The organism is Sphingomonas sp. DC5200-1 (genome assembly GCF_049897245.1).
Lineage (GTDB): Bacteria > Pseudomonadota > Alphaproteobacteria > Sphingomonadales > Sphingomonadaceae > Sphingomonas > Sphingomonas aquatilis.
Genome location: NZ_JAFCVW010000001.1, coordinates 663,013 through 683,830 on the forward strand (window position 1 = coordinate 663,013; position 20,818 = coordinate 683,830).

The following is a 20,818-nucleotide window of genomic DNA, read 5'->3' on the forward strand; positions in this document are numbered from 1 at the left end:
GACAAAGCCGCCGCGCTCCGTCATGACGCAGCCGTGATGATGAGCGCCGCCGCCACCCTGCGACTTACCCGCCCTTAGGGGCGGCCACTGCTCATGCATGCTCCCCTAAGGGCCGGATAACGCTTCAGCGCCACCTTGCCGCGCCAGCAGCGCGCGGCCGACGACGGGACTCCCCATGCTTCGCGATCCTTCGACCAAGTACCGCCCCTTCCCCACCATCGACCTCCCCGACCGGCGATGGCCGTCGCGGGTGATCACCCAGGCCCCGCGCTGGCTGTCGACCGACCTGCGCGACGGCAACCAGGCGCTGATCGACCCGATGGACGCGGAAAAGAAGACGCGCTTCTTCGACCTGCTGGTGAAGGTCGGCCTCAAGGAAATCGAGGTCGGCTTCCCGAGCGCGGGCGCCACCGAGTTCGACTTCATCAGCGGCCTGGTGAAGACCGATCGTATCCCCGACGACGTGTTCGTGCAGGTGCTCACGCAGTCGCGCCGCGACCTGATCGAAACGAGCTTCGCCAGCCTCGACGGCGCGAAGCAGGCGATCGTCCACCTCTACAACGCCGTCTCGCCAGCGTGGCGCAAGATCGTGTTCGGCATGACCCGCGCCGAGGTGAAGCGGATCGCGATCGAGGGCGCGAAGGTGTTGCGCGACGAGGCGGCCAAGCGCCCCGACACCGATTGGCGGTTCGAATACAGCCCCGAAACCTTCTCGACCGCCGAACTCGATTTCTCGGTCGAGGTGTGCGCCGCGGTGATGGACGTGCTGCAACCCACCGCCGACAAGCAGATCATCTTCAACCTGCCCGCGACGGTCGAGTGCGCGACGCCCAACGTCTATGCCGACCAGATCGAATGGTTCGGCCGCAACATCCCGAACCGCGACGCGGTGGTGATCTCGCTCCACACCCACAACGATCGCGGCACCGGCGTCGCCGCGGCGGAGCTGGGGCTGATGGCCGGCGCCGATCGCGTCGAAGGCTGCCTGCTCGGCAATGGCGAGCGCACCGGCAATTGCGACCTCGTCACCGTCGCGCTCAATATGTACACGCAAGGGGTCGATCCGCGGCTCGACCTGTCGGACATCGATGCCATCGTGAAGACGGTGGAATATGCGACGCGCATCCCCGTCCATCCCCGCACTCCCTATGCCGGCGAGCTGGTGTTCACCGCCTTTTCGGGCAGCCATCAGGACGCGATCAAGAAGGGCTTTGCGGCCCGCGAACAGCAGAACGACGAGGCGTGGGAAGTCCCCTATCTGCCCATCGACCCCGCCGATCTCGGCCGCAGCTACGAAGCGGTGATCCGCGTCAATTCGCAATCCGGCAAGGGCGGCGTCGCCTGGGTGATCGAGCAGGACAAGGGCCTGAAGCTGCCCAAGCGCCTGCAGGCCGATTTCAGCCGCCACGTTCAGGCGCTCGCCGACGAAACCAGCCGCGAACTCGGCGCCGCCGACATCTGGGGCCGGTTCGAGGCGACCTACCTGCCCCGCGAAGGCGACCGGTTCGTACTCCGCGACTATGAGGAACGCGGCACCGCCGGGGATCGGCTATTCGTCGGCCGCGTCGCGGTGGATGGCGAGGAGCGCTCGATCTCCGGCCGCGGCAACGGCCTGATTTCCGGCGTCATCGCGGCGCTTGGCGAGACGACGGGGCCGGACCTCGACGTGGTCGACTATAGCGAACACGCCATCGGCCATGGCGCCGATGCGCAAGCCGCGGCCTATGTCGAATGCCGCACCGCCGACGGGCGGACCGTGTTCGGCGTCGGCCTCGATACCGACATCGCCACCGCCTCGGTCCGCGCGGTGCTCAGCGCCGCCAACCGCGCCTGATCCTCCATTCGTTCGCCCTGAGCCTGTCGAAGGGCGCCTCGCCAGATGCGGAGCGCTCGCGGATGGCGGCCCTTCGACAGGCTCAGGGCGAACGGCGATACTGTGTCAGACGGTGAAGCTCTCGCCGCAGCCGCAGGCGCCCTTGGCGTTGGGGTTGTTGAAGACGAAGCCGGCGGTGAAATCGTCTTCCACCCAATCCATCGTCGATCCGACGAGGTACAGGATCGACCCGCCGTCGACGAACAGGGTGCCGCCGGGCGTCTCGATCCGCTCGTCGAACGGCTTCGCTTCAGTGACATAGTCAACCGAATAGGCGAGACCCGAGCAGCCGCGGCGCGGCGTCGACAGCTTGACGCCGATCGCGCCGTCAGGCGCGCGCGCCATCAAGTCCGCGATGCGCGCATCCGCCGATGGGGTGAGGATCAGCGGCGCCGGGCGCTGACGGAGCGTGGTGGCCATCACAGCATCCCCAATTCGAGTTTCGCCTCGTCGGACATCTTCTGCGGGTCCCAGGGCGGATCCCAGACGAGGTTGACGTCGGCGAAGGCGATACCCGGCACCGCGGCGACGCGCATCTCCACCTCGGCCGGCATCGATTCCGCCACCGGACAATGCGGCGTGGTCAGCGTCATCGTCACCACCGCCTGCCCTTCGGCAGTCACCTCGACGCCGTAGATGAGGCCGAGGTCGTAGATGTTGACCGGAATTTCGGGGTCGTAGATTTCCTTCAGCGCCTCGATCACGCCCTCGTACAGCGCGCCGCCGGGCTCGCCGGGCGCATCGCCCTGCGGCTTCTGCTGGAGGAAGCCCGACAGGTAATCGCGCTGGCGCGGCTCGACAGCGTCTTCGACGCGCGCGCGCGGCGGCGTCTCCACCGCGTCCACCTCTTCGATACGGATCGTATCGCTCATCCGAATATCCTCGTTACGCGTTCGACGCCCTTCACCAGCGCCTCGATATCCTGCGGGCCGTTATAGACCGCGAAGCTCGCCCGCGCGGTCGCGTCGACGCCCAGCGCCTCCATCAGCGGCTGCGCACAATGGTGGCCGGCACGGATCGCGACGCGGCCTTCGTCCAAGATGGTGCCGACATCGTGCGGATGCACCCCCTCGACCGCAAAACTGACGATGCCGGCGCTGTCCTCCGGTCCGAACAGCCTGACGGAATTGAGCGACGACAGCGCCGCGCGCGCGTCGCGGACCAGTGCGGTTTCGTGCGCGTGGATTGCGGCGAGGCCGATGCCCTCGACGTAATCGATCGCAGCGGCGAGGCCGAGCGCGCCGACGATATGCGGGGTCCCCGCCTCGAACCGGCCCGGCGGGGGCGCATAGGTCGTCTTGGCGAAGGTAACGCGATCGATCATCGATCCGCCGCCCTCATAGGGCGGCATCGCGGCGAGCAAATCACCCCTGCCCCACAGCACGCCGATCCCGGTCGGGCCGTAAAGCTTGTGGCCGGAGAAGACGTAGAACTCGCAGCCGATCGCAGCGACATCGACCGCAACGCGCGGCACCGCCTGGCAGCCGTCGAGCAGGATCTTGGCGCCGACGCCGTGCGCGAGGTCGGTCGCGCGCTTGGCGTCGAGCACCGAGCCGAGGACGTTGGAGACATGCGCCAGCGCGACGAGCTTGTGCTGCGGCGTCAGCATGCGCTCCATTGCGTCGAGGTCGATTCGATGGTCGTCCGTCAGCGGCAGCACGTCGATCGCGGCGCCGACCCGTTCGGCGACCATCTGCCACGGCACGATGTTGCTGTGATGCTCCAGCATCGACAGCAGGATGCGGTCACCGGCCTTCAGCTGCGTCGCAGCCCAGCATTGCGCGACGAGGTTGATCCCTTCGGTCGCGCCGCGGACGAAGACGATCTCGTCGGGGGTGGCCGCGCCGATGAAGCGCGCGACCTTTTGCCGCGCGGCCTCATAGGCCAGCGTCATGTCGGCGGAGCGTTGGTACACGCCGCGGTGGACCGTCGCATAGGTCTCGCCATAGGCGCGTGCGATCGCGTCGAGCACGGGCTGCGGCTTCTGCGCGGTGGCGGCGGTGTCGAGATACGCCCAGCCGGCGGGGATCGCGGGGAAGTCGGCGAGCCGGTCGAGCGGGGCTTCAGTGGCGGTCATGCGACGGCTCCGCACGCGCGGAAGTGGACGAAGTGGAGGGTACGTCCTGTTCTCAATTCCTCCCCGGCACGGGGAGGATTTGGGGTCGACACCCTCACAACGCGCGCTCCAGCCAGACATCGGCGTCGGCCGCGAACACTTCGCGCACCTGCTCATCCGCGATCCGGTCGAGCGCGTCTGCCACGAACGCCCGCGTCAGCAACGCCTTCGCGCGCGCCGCGGGGATACCGCGGCTCTGCATGTAGAAGAGCGCGCGCGCGTCGAGTTCGCCGACTGTGGCGCCGTGCGCACACTTCACGTCGTCGGCGAAGATTTCGAGCTCGGGCTTCAGGTTCACCGTCGCGGTGCGCTGCAGCAGCAGGCCGCGCAGCGACTGTTCGCCGTCGGTCTTCTGCGCATCGCGTGCGACCTCGACCGCGGCGGCGAGGCTGACGGTCGAGCGGTCGGCGGCGACCGCGCGCCAGAGTTGGTGCGACTGGCCGTTGGGGTGGGCGTGGCGGACGCGGACCGCGCATTCCTGGCGCTGCTCGTCACGGGTCAGCAGCGCGCCGCCGAGTTCGGCATAGGCGCCGTCGCCGTTCAGCGTCAGCGCGGCGTCGAGGCGGGTGCCGGCAGCGGTGGCGCCCAGCGCGACGCTGACGAAGCTGGCGGCTTCGGCGATGGCCACCTCGTCGCGCGTCGAGACGAAGCCTGCATCCTGCACGATCCGCACCGCGCGCATGACGCGGGCGCCCTTGCCCAGATCGAAGCGGGTCAGCGTGTTGGTCCAACCGGCGCCGGTATAGGTTTCGACCAGCGTGAGGACGGCGTCTTCGCCGAGCGTGATACTGAGCGGGGCGTGGCCGTCACCGCCCGCATTGGCGCGGACGATCTCGAGGCGGGTGACGCTCTGGGGCGCGAGCGTCACGCCAAGCCCCTGCCCTGCCGCGTGGCGGGCGAGCGGGTGATCGCTGGCAAGCGTCGTGGGCGCGATGTCGAGCCCGGCAGGCTGGTCGACCAGATCGCCGTCCACGAACACCAGCCGGATGGCATCGGCCAGGATCGGCTGCGGGATCGCTGCCGTGGTCGCGGACAGCGCGCGCGCGGCCTGCAGCGCGGGCATGTCGGCCCAGCGGAACGCCTCGTCGCGGGTGGTGGGGAGGTCGAGGACGTCGGTCATGCGGCGAGGCTCTTTTGATCGCGCGAAGACGCGAAGACGCGAAGAGACGAGGTTTCACGCGGAGACGCGGAGACTCGGGAAGGAAGAATGGTGCCTGCGGCGCTTGACTTCCAGTCCTCCCCCGCCAGGGGGAGGTGGCGCGGCGCAGCCATGACGGAGGGGGAGGATACGGCGAGGCTCAGGTATGCGGAGACGCCCCCTCCACCCCTCGCCTGCGGCGAGCGGTCCCCCTCCCCCGCTAAAGCGAGGGAGGACTTTTGGGAAAACGTCACGCGACCACCCCCGCATAGCCTTCCTTCTCCAGCTCCAACGCCAGCTCGGGCCCGCCCGAACGGACGATGCGACCGTCGGCCAGCACATGGACGTGATCGGGCTGCACGTAATCGAGCAGGCGCTGATAGTGGGTGATCAGCAGCACCGCCTTGTCGGCCTTGCGCATGATGCGGTTGATGCCGTCGCCGACGATGCGCAGCGCATCGATGTCGAGGCCCGAGTCCGTTTCGTCGAGGATTGCGAACTTGGGGTCGACGATGCCCATCTGCACCATCTCGTTGCGCTTCTTCTCGCCACCCGAAAAGCCGACGTTGACCGGGCGCTTGAGCATTTCGGCATCCATTTCGAGGGATGCGGCCTGCGCGCGGGCGAGCTTCAGGAATTCGGCGCCCGACAGCGGCTTTTCGTCGCGCGTCGCGCGCTGGGCGTTCAAGGCCTCGCGCAGGAACTGGACGTTGCTGACGCCGGGGATTTCGACCGGATATTGGAAGCCGAGGAACAGGCCGGCGGCGGCGCGTTCGTTGGGTTCGAGCTCGAGCAGGTCCTTGCCATCGAAGGTGATCGACCCTTCGGTCACCTCGTAGCCGGGGCGACCGCCGAGCACGTAGCCCAGCGTCGACTTGCCCGCGCCGTTCGGACCCATGATCGCATGGATCTCGCCCGCGTTGACGGTGAGGCTGAGGCCCTTGAGGATCGGCTTACCGTCGATCTCGGCGTGGAGGTTTTCAATCTTGAGCATCAGCGGGAACGCTTCTTCTTTGAAAGATGGATAACGAAAAATAAGAACGAGAAAACGATAGCCAGCGTGCTCGCCAAGCTAACCGCAATTACCACCGCCAAGCCTGACCAGCCGGCGATCGTCACTTGCTAAGTCCGCCGCAGCACAACACGCCACCGTCACCCCGGACTTGTTCCGGGGTCCACTCCTCCACTCGGGCAGCGCCCCCTTGTGGCACGGTGGATGCCGGCACAAGTCCGGCATGACGGGGTGCTTGGGTCATCCGACGGAGCCTTCCAACGAAATTCCCAACAGCTTCTGCGCCTCGACTGCAAACTCCATCGGCAGCTGTTGCAGCACTTCGCGGGCGAAGCCGTTGACGATCAGCGCGACCGCCGCTTCCTGGTCCAACCCGCGCGACATCGCGTAGAACAATTGGTCCTCGCTGATCTTCGACGTCGTCGCTTCGTGCTCGATCTGCGCGCTAGGGTTCTTGACCTCGATGTACGGCACGGTGTGCGCGCCGCACTGGTCGCCAAGCAACAGGCTGTCGCACTGGGTGAAGTTGCGGACGTTCTCCGCCGTCGGCGCGACGCGGACCAGGCCGCGGTAGGTGTTGTCACTGCGACCCGCGCTGATCCCCTTCGACACGATGGTCGACTTGGTGTTCTTGCCGAGGTGGATCATCTTGGTGCCGGTGTCGGCCTGCTGGCGGTTGTTGGTCACCGCGACCGAGTAGAATTCGCCGACCGAGCCGTCGCCTGCGAGCACGCAGCTTGGGTACTTCCAGGTGATGGCGCTGCCGGTTTCGACCTGCGTCCACGACACCTTGCTGTTCTTGCCCTGGCACAACGCGCGCTTGGTGACGAAATTGTAGATGCCGCCCTTGCCGTCCTCGTCGCCCGGATACCAGTTCTGGACGGTCGAATATTTGATCTCGGCATCGTCCATCGCGACCAATTCGACGACCGCGGCGTGAAGCTGGTTCTCGTCGCGCATCGGCGCGGTGCAGCCTTCGAGGTAGCTGACGTACGAGCCCTTGTCGGCCACGATCAAAGTGCGTTCGAACTGGCCGGTGTTTTCGGCGTTGATGCGGAAATAGGTCGACAGCTCCATCGGGCAGCGCACGCCCTCGGGGATGTAGACGAAGGTGCCGTCGCTGAAGACCGCGCTGTTGAGCGTGGCGAAATAATTGTCGCGCTGCGGCACAACCTTGCCGAGCCACTTCTTCACCAGCTCGGGATATTCGCGGATCGCTTCGCTGATCGAGCGGAAGATGACGCCGGCGGCTTCCAGTTCCTTGCGGAACGTCGTCGCCACCGACACGCTGTCGAACACCGCATCCACCGCGACGCGGCGCTTGGGCTCGCTGCCATCCTTGACACCAGCGAGCATCTTCTGCTCCTCCAGCGGAATGCCGAGCTTTTCGTAGACGCGCAGGATCTCGGGATCGACCTCGTCGAGGCTGCCGAGCTTCGGCTTCGCCTTGGGTTCGGCGTAATAATAAGCGTCCTGGTAATCGATCGGGGGGACGTTGAGCTTGGCCCAGTCCGGCGCCTCCAGCGTCTGCCACAGGCGGAAGGCCTTCAGGCGCCAGTCGAGCATCCATTCGGGCTCGCCCTTCTTGGCGCTGATGTAGCGGACGGTGTCTTCGCTTAGCCCCTTGGGCGCGAAGTCCTGTTCGATATCGGAGGTGAAGCCCCATTCGTAGGTCTTGGAGACGGCCGCATAGGCTTCGGCGTTCTTGGTGGCCATGGGTTACACCTGTACAGGAATGCGAGGCGCGGCGGCGGCGGCCGGCGCGCGGGAAAGATGGGCGAGGCTGACACCGGCGAGCGCGCCGCGGACGGCTTCGTTGACGACGCCCCAATGCGGGCGGACCTGGCACGCGCCTTCGATCGCGCAATCGTGGCGACTGCCCTCGACGCAGGAGGTCAGCTGGATCGGGCCTTCCACCGCTTCGACGATGTCGGCGAGGCTGATCGCGGAGGGCGGGCGCGACAGGCGAAAGCCGCCGCCGGTGCCGCGCGTGCTTTCGATCAGGCCGGCGGAGGACAGGCGGCTGACGAGCTTCTGAGCAGTCGGCAGCGGCACGCCGGTTTCCTCGGCGAGCAGCGTCGCGTTGAGGCGGCCGGCCGCACCGCAATGGCGCGCGGCGGCGGACATCATCACGACCGCATAATCGGCGAGGCTGGAAAGGCGCATGGCTCCGAACTGCTTGTTGCACGCCGGTTGTTGAGAACGGCTCGCAAATCGGATCAATTCGATCCGATTGCCAGATAGGGGTTTGTCTGGCGGGGTCAAGCGGGGTGTGGCGTTTGAGTTGCGGGCGGGTCGATATGGTGCGGAAGGGGCGCCCGCCCCCTTCGTCATTCCCACGGAGGCGGGAATCCAGACGCGCAGGTCTGCGATGGGGCCGCAGCGGTAGCGATTATGGATTCCCGCCTTCGCGGGAATGACGGATTTGGTTGGTCGCCACGCGCCCCCCCTCGTCATCCCGGCGGACGCCGGGATCCGTGGATGCGGGACGCTGGTGTTGGGCACGAACCGCGAGAGGCATCGTATCCATGGATCCCGGCCTTCGCCGGGATGACGAAGGTTAGCACTGAAATGACGAAAGGAGGGCGTGACGCCGCGCGCAGCTTTGACCTTCGCCCTTCCCAATGCGATGGGCGCCACCATGTATCAGACCCTGCGCCCGCTGCTGTTCACCCTCGACGCCGAGCGCGCGCATGGGTTGACGTTGAAGGCCTTGGCGGCGCGCGGAAAGCTGCCCGTCGTGGCTCCCACTTCAAACCCGCGACTCGCGACCCAGATCGGCGCCCTCCGCTTCTCCAACCCGCTCGGCGTCGCGGCGGGCCTCGACAAGGATGGCGTCGCGGTCGACGGGCTGTTCGCGATGGGCTTCGGCGCGGTGGAGATGGGGACGCTGACCCCCCTGCCCCAAGCGGGCAACCCCAAGCCGCGGCTGTTCCGGCTGGTCGCGGATCGCGCGGTCATCAACCGGATGGGGTTCAACAACGGCGGCCTGGAAGCGGGCCTCGCCAACGCCCGTGCCGCAAAACGGCGCTCCGGCCGGCTCGGCATCAATGTCGGCGCCAACAAGGACGCGACCGATCGCATCGCCGATTACGTCACCGGCGTCACCGCCGCGGCCCCCCTCGCCGATTATGTCACGATCAACATCTCCTCGCCCAACACGCCGGGCCTGCGCGACCTGCAGCACGGCGCAGCGCTGGACGAGCTGCTCGCCGCCTGTACCGAGGCGCGGGGCAGCACGCCGCTGTTCCTGAAGGTCGCGCCCGATCTCGATGCGGCCGCGATCGACGGCATCGTCCGCGCGGCGATCGACCGGCGGATCGACGCGATCATCATGGGCAACACCACCGTGTCACGCCCACCGCTGCGCAGCCCGCATGCCGGCGAAACCGGCGGCCTGTCGGGCGCGCCGCTTGCCACGCTCGCCCGCCAGCGCCTCGCCGATGTGCGCGCAGCGAGCGGCGGCGGCATCGCGCTGATCGCGGCAGGCGGCATTGATAGCGGCGCGGAAGCCTATGCGCGCATCCGGGCAGGCGCATCGTTCGTGCAGCTCTATTCGGCGCTGGTCTTCGAGGGCCCCGGCCTCGCCCGCCGCATCCTGACCGATCTCGACGCATGCCTCGCCCGCGACGGCTTCGCCAGCGTGACGGATGCCGTAGGGGCGTAACGGCTTGCCCTGACGCGGCGAGGCGTTAGGTTTCGCCGCGATGACCAGACTTGCCCTGACGCTCGCCCTCCTATCGCTGCCGCTGCCCGCCCTTGCGGCACCGGCGAAGACCCCGGCCGGGCCCAGGGCGCCCGGAGCGACGGCGCCCGGGCCCAAAGTGCCCGGCATGGTCAGCGCCGCCGATCCGCGCGCCGCGGCGGCGGGCGTCGAGATGCTGAAGGCCGGCGGCAGCGCCACCGATGCGGCGATCGCGACGATGCTGGCGCTGAACGTCGTCGAGCCGCAAAGCTCCGGCCTGGGCGGTGGCAGTTTCTGGGTGCGCCACGCCGCGCGCACCGGCCAGATCGACACGATCGACGCGCGCGAAACCGCACCGCACGCCGCCACCCCGCGCTGGTTCTACGCCGCCGACGGCACGCCGCTGTCGCATGCCGATGCCGTCCCCGGCGGCCGCAGCGTCGGCGTTCCGGGTGCGCTGCGCGGTATGGCGTTGGCGCATCGCAACGGCGGCAAGCTGCCATGGGCGCGGCTGTTCGCGCCCGCGATCCGGCTGGCCAAGCAGGGATTCCAGCCCTCGCCGCGGTTCAACAATGCGGTCCGCTCGTTCGGCGGCGACCTGACGCCGCAGGGCAGCGCCACCTTCACGCCCGGTACCGACGGCCTGATCCGCAATCCGGCGCAGGCGGCGCTGCTCGAACGGATCGCGAGGCTTGGCCCCGACAGCTTCTACGTCGGTCCGCAGGCGCAAAAGCTCGTCGCCACGGTCAACGGCGCCGCCCGCAACCCGTCGCAGATGACCACCGGCGACATCGCCAGTTACGAAGCGAAGCCGCGCCCGAACCTGTGCGTGCCCTATCGCACCTACAAGATCTGCGGCATGGGCCCGCCCTCGTCGGGCGGAATCACCGTGCTGATGATCCTGAAGCAGCTGGAACGGTTCGACATGGGCAAACTCGGCCCGGCCAGCCCGGTCGCCTGGCACCTGTTCGCCGAAAGCTCGCGCCTCGCCTATGCCGACCGCAATATGTACGTCGGCGATCCCGATTTCGTGCGCGTGCCGATCAAGGGCATGCTCGACCCCGCCTATATCGCACAGCGGTCTGCGCTGATCTCGCCCAGCACGACGATGGCGACGGTCAGCGCCGGAACGCCGCCGGGCGCGCCGCCGCGCACCGCCGCGCCGGTCAGCGAGGTGCCCGGCACCACCGACCTCGCCGTTGCCGATCGTGACGGCAATGTCGTCGAGGTGACGACCACGATCGAAGGGCCGTTCGGATCGGGGCTGATGGTCGACGGCACGATGCTGAACAACGAACTGACCGATTTCGACATCGTGCCCGTGGATGCAGGCTATCTGGTCGCCAACCGGGTCGAGGGGGGCAAGCGCCCGCGTAGCTCGATGGCGCCGACGATCGTCTATGACGCGCAGGGCAAGGTGCGCCTCGCGCTCGGTGCGGCGGGCGGATCGACGATCATCGCGCAGATCGCCAAGGCGCTGATCGGCGTGCTCGACTGGAATCTGTCTGCGGAGGACGCCATCCGCCTCGGCCTCGTCTACGCGCCCGGCCCCGTCGCGACGCTGGAAAAGGGCACGCCGGCCGAAGCGCTCCAGCCCGCGCTCGCCAAGCTCGGCGAACGGACGCAGATCGCGCCGCTGGGCCTCAAGGCCAATGCGATCGAATGGAAGGGCAACCGCTGGGTCGGGGCCGCCGATCCGCGCAGCGAGGGCGCCGCGATCGACGAAACGGGCCGCGTCACCAAACCGCTGCCCATGGCTCCCGTCGCCAATCGCCCCTCGGAATAAAAAGCGCGTCACGGACGTTACGGCAGGCGCGGGATCCACACGCGCCGCCGGCATGCAGGAGAGAGCCATGCGCACCCTCGAACACTTCCCCAACCTCGTCACCATGTTCTTCACCCGCGCGGCGGAGAAGGGTGACGCCCCCTTCCTTTGGGCGAAGCGCGACGGCCAATGGGTCGCCACGAGCTGGGCAGAGGCGGCGCGGCAGGTGTCGAGCCTTGCCGCGGGCCTGAAGGCGATCGGCATGAAGCGCGGCGACCGGGTGATGCTGGTCGCCGAGAACCGGCCGGAATGGTGCATCAGCGACCTTGCCATCATGGCGGCGGGCTGCGTCACCGTGCCGACCTATACGACCAACACCGAGCGCGACCATGCGCACATCATCGAAAATTCGGGCGCCTGCGCGATCATCGTATCGACCGAAAAGCTCGCCCGGACGCTGATGCCCGCGGTGCTGCGATCGAACCAGGGGCAGACGGTGATCGGCATCGACCCGATGCGCGCGCCGTCGACCAGCATCGATTTCCACGACTGGCACCGGCTGATCGCCGATCATCCCGCCGATCCCGCGCGCGTCGCGGCGGAGGCGGATTTCCAGCGCAATGATCTGGCCTGCATCATCTACACCAGCGGCACCGGCGGTGCGCCGCGCGGCGTGATGCAGCATCACGGCGCGCTGCTGCACAATGTGAACGGCTGCGCCGCACTGATCTCCGAGGATTTCGGCTGGGACGACGAGGTGTTCCTGTCGTTCCTGCCGCTTTCCCACGCCTATGAGCATACCGGCGGGCAGCATTTCCCGATCGGGCTGGGCGGACAGATCTATTACGCCGAGGGCCTCGACAAGCTCGCCGCCAATATCGAGGAAGTGCGCCCGACGATCATGTTCGTCGTGCCGCGCCTGTTCGAAGTGCTGCGCACCCGGATCAGCAAGGCGATCGAGAAGAAGGGCGGCATGTCCGCCTGGCTGCTCGACAAGGCGCTGGAGATCGGCGCGAAGCAGAGCGCGGGGCGGCTGTCCCTCACCGATCGGCCGACCAAGCTGTTGGTCGATACGCTGTTCAAGCCGAAGATCGCCAAGCGCTTCGGGGGGCGGATGAAGGCGATGGTGTCGGGCGGCGCGCCGCTGACGCCGGAGGTCGGGCTGTTCTTCCAGAGCCTCGGCCTCACCTTCCTGCAGGGCTATGGCCAGACCGAGGCGGCGCCGGTCATCTCGTGCAACCGGCCGCGCGTGGGCGTGAAGGTCGACACGGTCGGCCCGCCGCTCGAGGCGACCGAGGTGGTGATCGCGCCCGATGGCGAAATCCTCGTCCGCGGCGAGCTCGTCATGCACGGCTATTGGCGCAACGAGGCAGAAACCGCGCGCGTGCTGCGCGACGGCTGGCTGCACACCGGCGACATCGGCGACATCGACGCGGCCGGCCGCATCAAGATCACTGACCGCAAGAAAGACCTGATCATCAACGACAAGGGCGAAAACGTCGCGCCGCAGAAGGTCGAAGGCATGCTGACGCTGCAGCCCGAGATCGTCCAGGCGATGATCGCCGGTGACCGCCGCCCCTATATGGTGGCGGTGATCGTGCCCGACCCCGAATGGACACAGGAATGGTGCGCGGCGAACGGCACCGCGTGCAAGGCAGCGCGCCTTGCGGAAAACAGCGAATATCGCACCGCGATCGGCCATGCCGTGGAACGCGTGAACAAGGACCTGTCCGTCACCGAACGCATCCGCCGCTTCATCCTGGCGGACGAACCCTTCGCAATCGAAAACGAACAGCTGACCCCGAGCCTGAAGATCCGCCGCCACGTGATCCGCGGCGTGTACGGCGAACGGCTGGATGCGTTGTACAAGGGGTGAGACGAGGCAAAGGGCAGCGCATGGTGGGAGTGATATCGCCGCCCTCCCCCTCCGTCAGCTGCGCTGCCACCTCCCCCTGGCGGGGGAGGAATTGCAGCTGAATCCTCCCCCGCCAGGGGGAGTTAACACGCCGCAGGCGTGACGGAGGGGGAGGACGGGGTGAAGCTCAGCGGCTCCAAACGAAACCTCGCCGACGCAAAGGCCTCACGCCGCCACCAAGCTGCGACAGCCATTCCTCCCTCGCTTTAGCGGGGGAGGGGGACCGCCCGCGCTAGCGGGTGGTGGAGGGGGCGCTTCCGCGAGCGTCAAGTTCGTCGATGATGAGCCGCATCGCCGCGTCAAGATCGCGAAGGACGTCACTGGCACCCAGCCTCAGGGTCGCGATGCCTTGCTCGGCTAGCCACGCATCGCGCCCGGCGTCACGTTCGGGGCGATCGCCGCGGGCATGGGCTTCTCCATCGACCTCGATGACGAGACGGGCCTTCGCACAGTAAAAGTCGAGGACGTACGGGTCGGCGGGCACCTGCTTCCGGATCCGGAGCGGCAGTTTGCGAAGCTCTCGCCAGAGCAGGATTTCGGGGAGTGTCAGGTTTCGTCGCAGCGCCTTTGCATCGGCAAGGTTCTTCTTGGAACCGCTGAGCTTCACCCTGCCCTCCACCTCCGTCAGCTTCGCTGCCACCTCCCCCTGGCGGGGGAGGAATAGCTTACGACCCGTCGAGGCGCAGTTCGCCGCCCCGTCACTTCTTCCGCGGCAGCACCGCGAGCGTCCAGTCCTTCTCCGGCACCAGATATTTTGCCGCCGTCGCCTGCAACACCTGCGGCGTCACTTCGCCGAAGTCGCGGCCCAGGCGGCGGACCGCGTCGATGCGGCGTTCGTCGAACGTGCCGCCCGACATTTCGCGCAGCCAGAACAGGCTGCTCGTCGCGGCGCGGGCGTAGCTTTGCTGCAGCGGCCCCTTCACGCGCTCCAGCTCGTCGGCGGTGACCGGCGTCTTGGCGAGGTCCGCGGCGATCTTGCGGGCGAGGCTGAAGAACAGCGGCACGTTGGCGGGTGCGACCTGGCTCACCGCCATCAGGCGGCCGCCGCCGGGCAGGCCCTTGGGCCAGCTGCTCGCAACACCGGGGCTGTAGCTCGCGCCCTCCGCCTGGCGCATCTGTTCGAACAGGCGGTCGCTGAACACCTGCGCCAGCACGTCCAGTCGCCGCGCTTCGGCGATGTCGGTCAGGCCCGCGCCGGTCGGCCAGGCGATCACCGCGCTCGCCTGATTGTCCGGACCGTTGTGATAGCGCAGCACGGGGCTCGCGACATGCGCGGGGAAGCGCACCGGCGGCGGCGCGGTCGAGGTGTCCACGCGCGGCGGCAGTGCGCCGAAGCTCTTGGCCACCGCGGCGATCGCCTCGTCCGGGTTGATCTGTCCGAACACATCGACCTCGATCGGGCCGCTGGCGAGCAGCGGTGCCCAGAACGCCTTGAACTGCTCCGGCGTCAGCGACGACACCGTCTTGGCACTCGGCGTCAGCCAGCGCTGGTCGCCATCGTGCAGCAGCCCTTCCAGATCGCGCGACAGCACGCCATCCGCCGACGAATCATAGCCGGGGATCGCGGTGAGCGCCGACGACTTCGCCCGCGCGACCGGTGCCGCATCCCAGCGCGGATAGGCAAGCTTCGCCGCCGCCAGTGTCAGCTCGTCGGCATAGTCCTTCGGACTGCTCAGCGTCGCGATCGAGAAGGCATCGTCGTCGATCCCGAAGTCGAGGCCGAGTTGCCGCCCCGCGGTCAACTGGTCGAGGTCGTCCTGGCTGAGGGTGCCGATGCCGCTTTCCATCAGCGCAAGGTCGCCCGCCCAGGCGGGGCTCGGCTTGCTCGCCGGCAAGGCGTTATAGCCGCGCCCGAAGCGCACGCGCACGAAGACGCGGCCGGTATCGTCGGGATTGGCGAAGGTCAGCAGCCGCACGCCGTTCGAAAACACCACCTTTTCCGACGGCAGCCCGGCGATCTGCGTCCGCGACACGACCGTACCCGGCTTGCCCAACGCGGGCAGCTTGCTGAAATCGACCGCCGCCTGCGCCGCACGCTTGATCGTCAGCGTCGACACGTCGGCCTTCAGCGCCGCCGCCAGCTTTTCCGCCGCGCCCTTTTCGGCGGTGCGCGTGTTGACCAGCGCGCGCGTCGCGACGCCGGCGAAGATCTTCTTCGTCGAGGCAAGGACGTCGGCGGGGTTGAACATGCCCTTCGCCTTGGCGTCGGTCAGGATCGCATAGCTGTTGGCGGGTGCGGTCACGGTTTCGCGGATGTCGAGCGCGCCGGCCATGTCGTCGGCCTGCTTGGCGCTCGCCTCGACCTGCGCGGTCTCCACGCCGTTGCGGATTGCGACTTCGTAATCGGCATATTCGCGGTCGATCTCGGCCTGTGTCGGCGGCGTCTTCTGTGCATCGGCGATCACCGCGCGCACGTCCTTCAGCGCCTGTTCCCACTGGTCACCGACCGGCAGGATCATGACGGTCGTCATGTTCGCCGAGCGCGACCGGTCGTCGAGGTCGACGCCCGCCTGCACGAAGCTGGCGCCCGCGCGCGCCCGCCGTTCGAGGCGGCGGCTGATCACCCGTGCCGCGATCGTGTCGACCATCCGCTTCTGGTTGAAGATCTTGGTGTCGTCATTGTACTGCCACGGCCGCACGACGCCCATCATGACCAGCGGCGGCAGGCCCGGTTCGACCATCACCGCAGAGGTCGGCTCGTTGGGCGACGGCTTGCCGAAATCGGGTGCGGGCGTCGCCGGGCCATTGCCCGTCCAGCCGGCGAAATGCTGCGTCACCATCCGGCCGAGCGTCGCCGGGTCCATATCCCCCGAGATGATAACGACCGCGTTTTCGGGCCGATACCAGCGATCGTGAAACGCCTTTACGCTTGCCCCCGTCGCCGCCTCCAGCGTCTGGAGCGTGCCGATCGGCGACCGTTCGGCGAGCGGCTGGCCGGCGAAGAACAATTTGCTCATCGCCTCCTGCAACTTCACCTGCGGCCCCGGCTGTTCGCGGCGCTCGGCCAGCACGATCGGCCGTTCGGCGGAGACCGCCGCATCGGTTAGCGTCGGCTGTTCCATCATGCCCGACAGGATCTTCAGGCTTTCATCGACCGTCTGCTCGGTCGCGGATGGCAGGTCGAGCTTGTAGAGCGTCTGCGTCGGCGTGGTCGAGGCGTTGCTGTCCGACCCGAAGGTTGCGCCGAACCGCTGCCACACGCGCTTCGCCTCGCCATCGGGCACATATTCCGATCCGCGGAACGACAGGTGCTCGATGAAATGGGCGTAGCCGCGCTCGCTATCCTTTTCGTTGAGCGAGCCTGCGTCGATACGCACGCGGATCGACACCTGACCCGGCGGCACGCCGTTCTTGCGCACCGCATAGCGCAGCCCGTTGGGCAGGGTGCCGAACACCCAGGCCGGATCGTGCGGCAGGTCGCTGCCCTTGTAGAGCCAGGCGGTCGGATCGACCTTGACCGCGGGGGTCGCCTGAGCCGCTACCGCGGAGCGGGGCGCCTTGACCTGGGCGATGCCGCCGGTGGCCAGAGCGAGGACGAGTACGGGCGCGAATGCGCGGGAGAGATACGCCATGGCCCCTGCTGTAGCGTGGCACGACGGGCGCCGCCAGCGAGGACACCATCTGTGCCGACGCTCCATGTTTCGGTCATGATTTGGCCCCGGTATGCCGATACCCAAGCCCTACAGAACAATCAGGATAAGCGACGCTCGCGCCTCTCGGCCGCGGCGAACGCCAGGATGACGACGGCAGGGGCATGACGATCGCGACGACCAGGACGGCATCGGCAATGTGGCGGGATTCGGGCGCCCCGGCCCCGACTCCCCCGACGCAGCCACAGCCGCAGGGCCTGCTGCGTGGGCTCGACCTGCCTGCGGGCCTGCGCCGCCGCATCGATCGCGTGATCGCCGCCTCGTCGCTGGTCGCCACCGATCCGGTGCTCGACATGCGCCAGTTCGCCTGGACCGCCTTGCTCCGCGATCACTGGCGCACGATCCGCGACGAAGCGATGAGCGCGCTGTCTGCCGACACCGCCCCCGCCGACCGCACCGTGACGCTGTGGAGCCGCGACGGCGACACCCCCGCCCCCTGCCCGCAGACGCATCGCATCGTTTCGACCATCCCCGGCCTCGACAGCGCCGCGCTCGCCATCCTGCCGCCGGGCGCGCATCATGCGATCCGGCGCGGCGCCACCAAGGGGCTGATCACCTGCCACCTCGGCCTCGTCGTGCCGCGCGACGGCGACGTCCGCATGCGCGTCGGCGATCGCGTCGTGCGCTGGTCGGAGGGCGAGACCTTGGTGTTCGACGACACCTACGACCACGAAGTTTGGAACGAGGCGAGCGGCACCCGCATCGTCCTGCGCATCCGCTTCGACCGCCCGCTGCGCAACCCCGGCAAATGGGTCGCCGACCGCGTCCGCCGCCTGCCGGGTTTGCGGGCAGCGGACGAGGCGTAACGTCTGATAGACGAACCTCAGTCCTCCCCCGCCAGGGGGAGGTGGCATGCCGCAGGCATGACGGAGGGGGAGGTAAGGGTGGAGCTTCGTTACTAGGGACGTTCCCGTCCGCCCCCTCCGTCACCGCCTTGCGGCGGCGCCACCTCCCCCTGGCGGGGGAGGACTTAATCCTGCGCCGAACGCCAGTCCGTCCCACACTCCCGTCACCCCGGACTTGATCCGGGGTGACGATGGGATGAGGCCCCACTGATCGCCCTACCCGATCACAGCCTTCGCGATTAAGCGTTATCCCGATCAGACGGACTGCGGTATCCCCTGGCAACAGCATCGTTGCGGCGGCGTTCATGCCCGCAGCGGACGTAGCGTTTTGAGGGAGAGCAGGACATGGACGCGATCACCGAAGGCAGCCCACTCAGCGACCCGAACAAGAAGCCCGCCGCGCTGCGCAGCCTGCTGGGCCGCACATCGCGCGACTGGTGGCCGGAGGCGCTGTCGGTCGACATCCTTCATCAGAAGGGCGTCAGCGGCAATCCGATGGGCGACGACTTCGACTATCGCTCCGAATTCCTGACGCTCGATTACGACCAGCTCAAGCGCGACCTCACCGCGCTGATGACCGACAGCCAGCCCTGGTGGCCGGCCGATTACGGTCACTACGGCCCCTTCTTCATCCGCATGGCCTGGCACTCCGCCGGCACCTATCGCACCGGCGACGGCCGCGGCGGCTCGTCGGCGGGCCAGCAGCGCTTTGCCCCGCTCAACTCGTGGCCCGATAACGGCAACCTCGACAAGGCGCGCCGCCTGCTGTGGCCGATCAAGCAGAAGTACGGCCGCAAATTGAGCTGGGCCGACCTGTTCATCCTGGCGGGCAATGTCGCGATCGAATCGATGGGTGGTCCGACCTTCGGCTTCTCCGGCGGCCGCGAGGACGTGTTCGAGCCCGAGAAGGATGTCTATTGGGGCACCGAGGAGGAGTGGCTCGGCCAGACCCGGATCGAAGAGCAGGAGGGGCGCGCGCTCGAAAATCCGCTCGCTGCGATCCAGATGGGCCTCATCTACGTCAATCCCGAAGGCCCCGGCGGCTGCCCGATGCCGCAGGGTTCGGCACGCGACATGCGTGAGACGTTCGCCCGCATGGGCATGAACGACGAGGAAACCGTCGCGCTCACCGCCGGTGGTCACACGTTCGGCAAGGCGCATGGCGCGGGCGATCCGAAGCTGGTCGGCGTCGAGCCGGAAGGCGCCGACATCGCCTCGCAGGGCCTTGGCTGGGCGTCGACTCACGAAAGCGGCATGGGCGATCACACGATCACCAGCGGCATCGAAGGCGCGTGGACGCCGACGCCGACGACGTGGGACATGAGCTATTTCGACATGCTCTTCGACCACGAATATGAGCTGACCAAGAGCCCCGCCGGTGCGCACCAGTGGCATCCCGTCGGCGATCCCGACGAGACGCTGGCGCCGGCCGCGCACTCTGCGGGCAAGCGCGTGCCGACCATGATGACCACCGCCGACATGGCGCTGAAGGTCGATCCGTCGTACAATGCGATCTGCCAGAAATTCCGTGCGGACCCGGCCTATTTCGCCGACGTCTGGGCGCGCGCCTGGTACAAGCTGACGCACCGCGACATGGGCCCGAAGATCCGCCTGATCGGCCCGGAAGTGCCGCAGGAAGAGCTGATCTGGCAGGATCCGATCCCGATCGCGGACTATCCGCAGATCGACGACGGCGACGTCGCCGACCTCAAGACCGCGATCGCCAATTCCGGCCTGTCGACCGCGGAGCTGGTCACGACCGCCTGGGCGTCGGCATCGACGTGGCGCGGGTCGGATCATCGCGGCGGCGCCAATGGTGGCCGCATCCGCTTGGCGCCCCAGAAGGACTGGGAGGTCAACAACCCCGAACAGCTCTCCAAGGTGCTCGGCGTCTATGAGGGCATCAAGGCCGACTTCGACGGCAAGGGCGACAAGAAGGTCTCGATCGCCGACCTGATCGTGCTCGGCGGTTCGGTGGGAATCGAGGCGGCGGCCAAGGCCGCGGGCCACGCGATCGCGGTGCCCTTCGCGCCCGGCCGCACCGACGCTTCGGCCCAGCAGACCGACGCCGAAAGCTTCGACGTGCTGGAGCCGAAGGCCGACGCCTTCCGCAACTATCTGCAGGTCAAGTATAACGTGCCGACCGAGGAGCTGATGATCGACCGGGCGCAGCTGCTCGGCCTGTCGGCGCCCGAGATGGCGGTGCTGGTTGCGGGCCTCCGCGTCCTCGGCACCAACCATCCCAAGGCGGGCCAGCACGGCGTCTTCACCGATCGGCCGGGGCAGCTGACCAACGACTTCTTCGTCAACCTGCTCGACATGGGCACCGCGTGGAAGCAGGTCAGCGATGACAGCGACGAGGAATTCGTCGGCACCGATCGCCACACGCACGAACAGAAGTGGACCGCCTCGCGCACCGACTTGGTGTTCGGCTCCAATTCGCAGCTGCGCGCGATCGCCGAAGTCTATGCGTGCAGCGATGCCGCGCCGATGTTCGCCGATCACTTCGTGAAGGCGTGGACGAAGGTGATGAACGCCGACCGCTACGACCTGCTGGTCGGTTCGCCGGCCTGAGACATACGGTTCGTCCCGGTCACCGGGAAGGAGCGACCCTTCCGGCCGGGATGACGGACCGCCGGTGCGATCCCCTCTCGCACCGGCGGTCTTTTTTCGTAGGTGTCTAAGATTTAGGCACGTCCTCGCCCCGTTCGTGTTGAGCCTGTCGAAGCACGGTGGCCGCGGGCGACCGCCGCGCGTGTGGAAACACGCCCTTCGACAGGCAACGCGGCGCAGCCCCCTTCCCCGCCAGCCCCACTCCT

At 67.8% G+C, this 20,818-nt stretch carries 15 protein-coding genes; 6 read left to right on the forward strand and 9 right to left on the reverse strand.

Going from position 1 to position 20,818, the window contains the following annotated elements; genetic code table 11:
• Positions 1–175: 175 nt before the first annotated feature.
• Positions 176–1,834 carry a 2-isopropylmalate synthase gene (leuA, locus tag ACP7A3_RS03100; protein ID WP_426254927.1) on the forward strand — a complete coding sequence of 553 codons (1,659 nt, stop codon included), beginning with the start codon at positions 176–178 and terminating at the stop codon, positions 1,832–1,834.
• A 105-nt stretch (positions 1,835–1,939) separates the two neighbouring features.
• Here the strand turns inward: leuA and ACP7A3_RS03105 are convergent, their stop codons facing one another.
• From ACP7A3_RS03105 to ACP7A3_RS03135, 7 genes are all read right to left on the reverse strand, one after another.
• The gene (locus tag ACP7A3_RS03105) at positions 1,940–2,293 is read right to left on the reverse strand and encodes a HesB/IscA family protein (RefSeq protein ID WP_017978364.1); all 354 of its coding nucleotides are present in this window, start codon (positions 2,291–2,293) and stop codon (positions 1,940–1,942) included.
• Positions 2,293–2,745: an SUF system Fe-S cluster assembly protein gene (locus ACP7A3_RS03110; protein ID WP_426254928.1), complete on the reverse strand. Its 453-nt coding sequence runs from the start codon at positions 2,743–2,745 to the stop codon at positions 2,293–2,295. The genes ACP7A3_RS03105 and ACP7A3_RS03110 overlap by 1 nt, the downstream gene beginning before the upstream one ends.
• Positions 2,742–3,950 (reverse strand): aminotransferase class V-fold PLP-dependent enzyme, encoded by a 1,209-nt coding sequence (locus ACP7A3_RS03115; protein WP_426254929.1) that lies wholly within the window; start codon positions 3,948–3,950, stop codon positions 2,742–2,744. The genes ACP7A3_RS03110 and ACP7A3_RS03115 overlap by 4 nt, the downstream gene beginning before the upstream one ends.
• Positions 3,951–4,044: 94 nt before the next feature.
• Positions 4,045–5,109 carry a SufB/SufD family protein gene (locus ACP7A3_RS03120; RefSeq protein WP_426254930.1) on the reverse strand — a complete coding sequence of 355 codons (1,065 nt, stop codon included), beginning with the start codon at positions 5,107–5,109 and terminating at the stop codon, positions 4,045–4,047.
• 268 nt (positions 5,110–5,377) lie between these two features.
• A complete protein-coding gene (gene sufC / locus ACP7A3_RS03125) occupies positions 5,378–6,121 on the reverse strand; it encodes a Fe-S cluster assembly ATPase SufC (RefSeq protein WP_426254931.1) in 744 nt (247 codons plus the stop codon).
• 258 nt (positions 6,122–6,379) lie between these two features.
• Entirely contained in the window at positions 6,380–7,855 is a 1,476-nt protein-coding gene (sufB, locus tag ACP7A3_RS03130; RefSeq protein WP_426254932.1) for a Fe-S cluster assembly protein SufB, read from the reverse strand.
• A 3-nt stretch (positions 7,856–7,858) separates the two neighbouring features.
• On the reverse strand, positions 7,859–8,305 hold the full coding sequence (locus ACP7A3_RS03135; protein WP_426254933.1) for an SUF system Fe-S cluster assembly regulator: 447 nt from the start codon (positions 8,303–8,305) through the stop codon (positions 7,859–7,861).
• A gap of 463 nt (positions 8,306–8,768) precedes the next feature.
• Here ACP7A3_RS03135 and ACP7A3_RS03140 point away from each other — a divergent pair, with 463 nt between their 5' ends.
• The 3 genes from ACP7A3_RS03140 to ACP7A3_RS03150 all read left to right on the forward strand — a co-directional run bounded on the left by ACP7A3_RS03140 (position 8,769) and on the right by ACP7A3_RS03150 (position 13,465).
• The gene (locus ACP7A3_RS03140; RefSeq protein ID WP_426254961.1) at positions 8,769–9,806 is read left to right on the forward strand and encodes a quinone-dependent dihydroorotate dehydrogenase; all 1,038 of its coding nucleotides are present in this window, start codon (positions 8,769–8,771) and stop codon (positions 9,804–9,806) included.
• 40 nt (positions 9,807–9,846) lie between these two features.
• The gene (gene ggt, locus ACP7A3_RS03145; protein WP_426254934.1) at positions 9,847–11,610 is read left to right on the forward strand and encodes a gamma-glutamyltransferase; all 1,764 of its coding nucleotides are present in this window, start codon (positions 9,847–9,849) and stop codon (positions 11,608–11,610) included.
• A 67-nt stretch (positions 11,611–11,677) separates the two neighbouring features.
• A complete protein-coding gene (locus ACP7A3_RS03150) occupies positions 11,678–13,465 on the forward strand; it encodes an AMP-dependent synthetase/ligase (protein ID WP_426254935.1) in 1,788 nt (595 codons plus the stop codon).
• A 271-nt stretch (positions 13,466–13,736) separates the two neighbouring features.
• Here the strand turns inward: ACP7A3_RS03150 and ACP7A3_RS03155 are convergent, their stop codons facing one another.
• Together ACP7A3_RS03155 and ACP7A3_RS03160 are read right to left on the reverse strand one after the other, a co-directional pair.
• Positions 13,737–14,144, reverse strand: coding sequence for an endonuclease domain-containing protein (locus ACP7A3_RS03155; RefSeq protein ID WP_426254936.1), 408 nt, complete (start codon positions 14,142–14,144; stop codon positions 13,737–13,739).
• 58 nt (positions 14,145–14,202) lie between these two features.
• Positions 14,203–17,076, reverse strand: coding sequence for a M16 family metallopeptidase (locus ACP7A3_RS03160; RefSeq protein ID WP_426254937.1), 2,874 nt, complete (start codon positions 17,074–17,076; stop codon positions 14,203–14,205).
• A 182-nt stretch (positions 17,077–17,258) separates the two neighbouring features.
• Between ACP7A3_RS03160 and ACP7A3_RS03165 the strand changes: the two genes are divergently transcribed.
• Together ACP7A3_RS03165 and katG are read left to right on the forward strand one after the other, a co-directional pair.
• Positions 17,259–17,960, forward strand: a complete 702-nt coding sequence (locus tag ACP7A3_RS03165) for an aspartyl/asparaginyl beta-hydroxylase domain-containing protein (protein ID WP_426254938.1) — start codon at positions 17,259–17,261, stop codon at positions 17,958–17,960.
• Positions 17,961–18,344: 384 nt separating this feature from the next.
• On the forward strand, positions 18,345–20,573 hold the full coding sequence (katG, locus tag ACP7A3_RS03170) for a catalase/peroxidase HPI (protein ID WP_426254939.1): 2,229 nt from the start codon (positions 18,345–18,347) through the stop codon (positions 20,571–20,573).
• Positions 20,574–20,818: the final 245 nt, after the last annotated feature.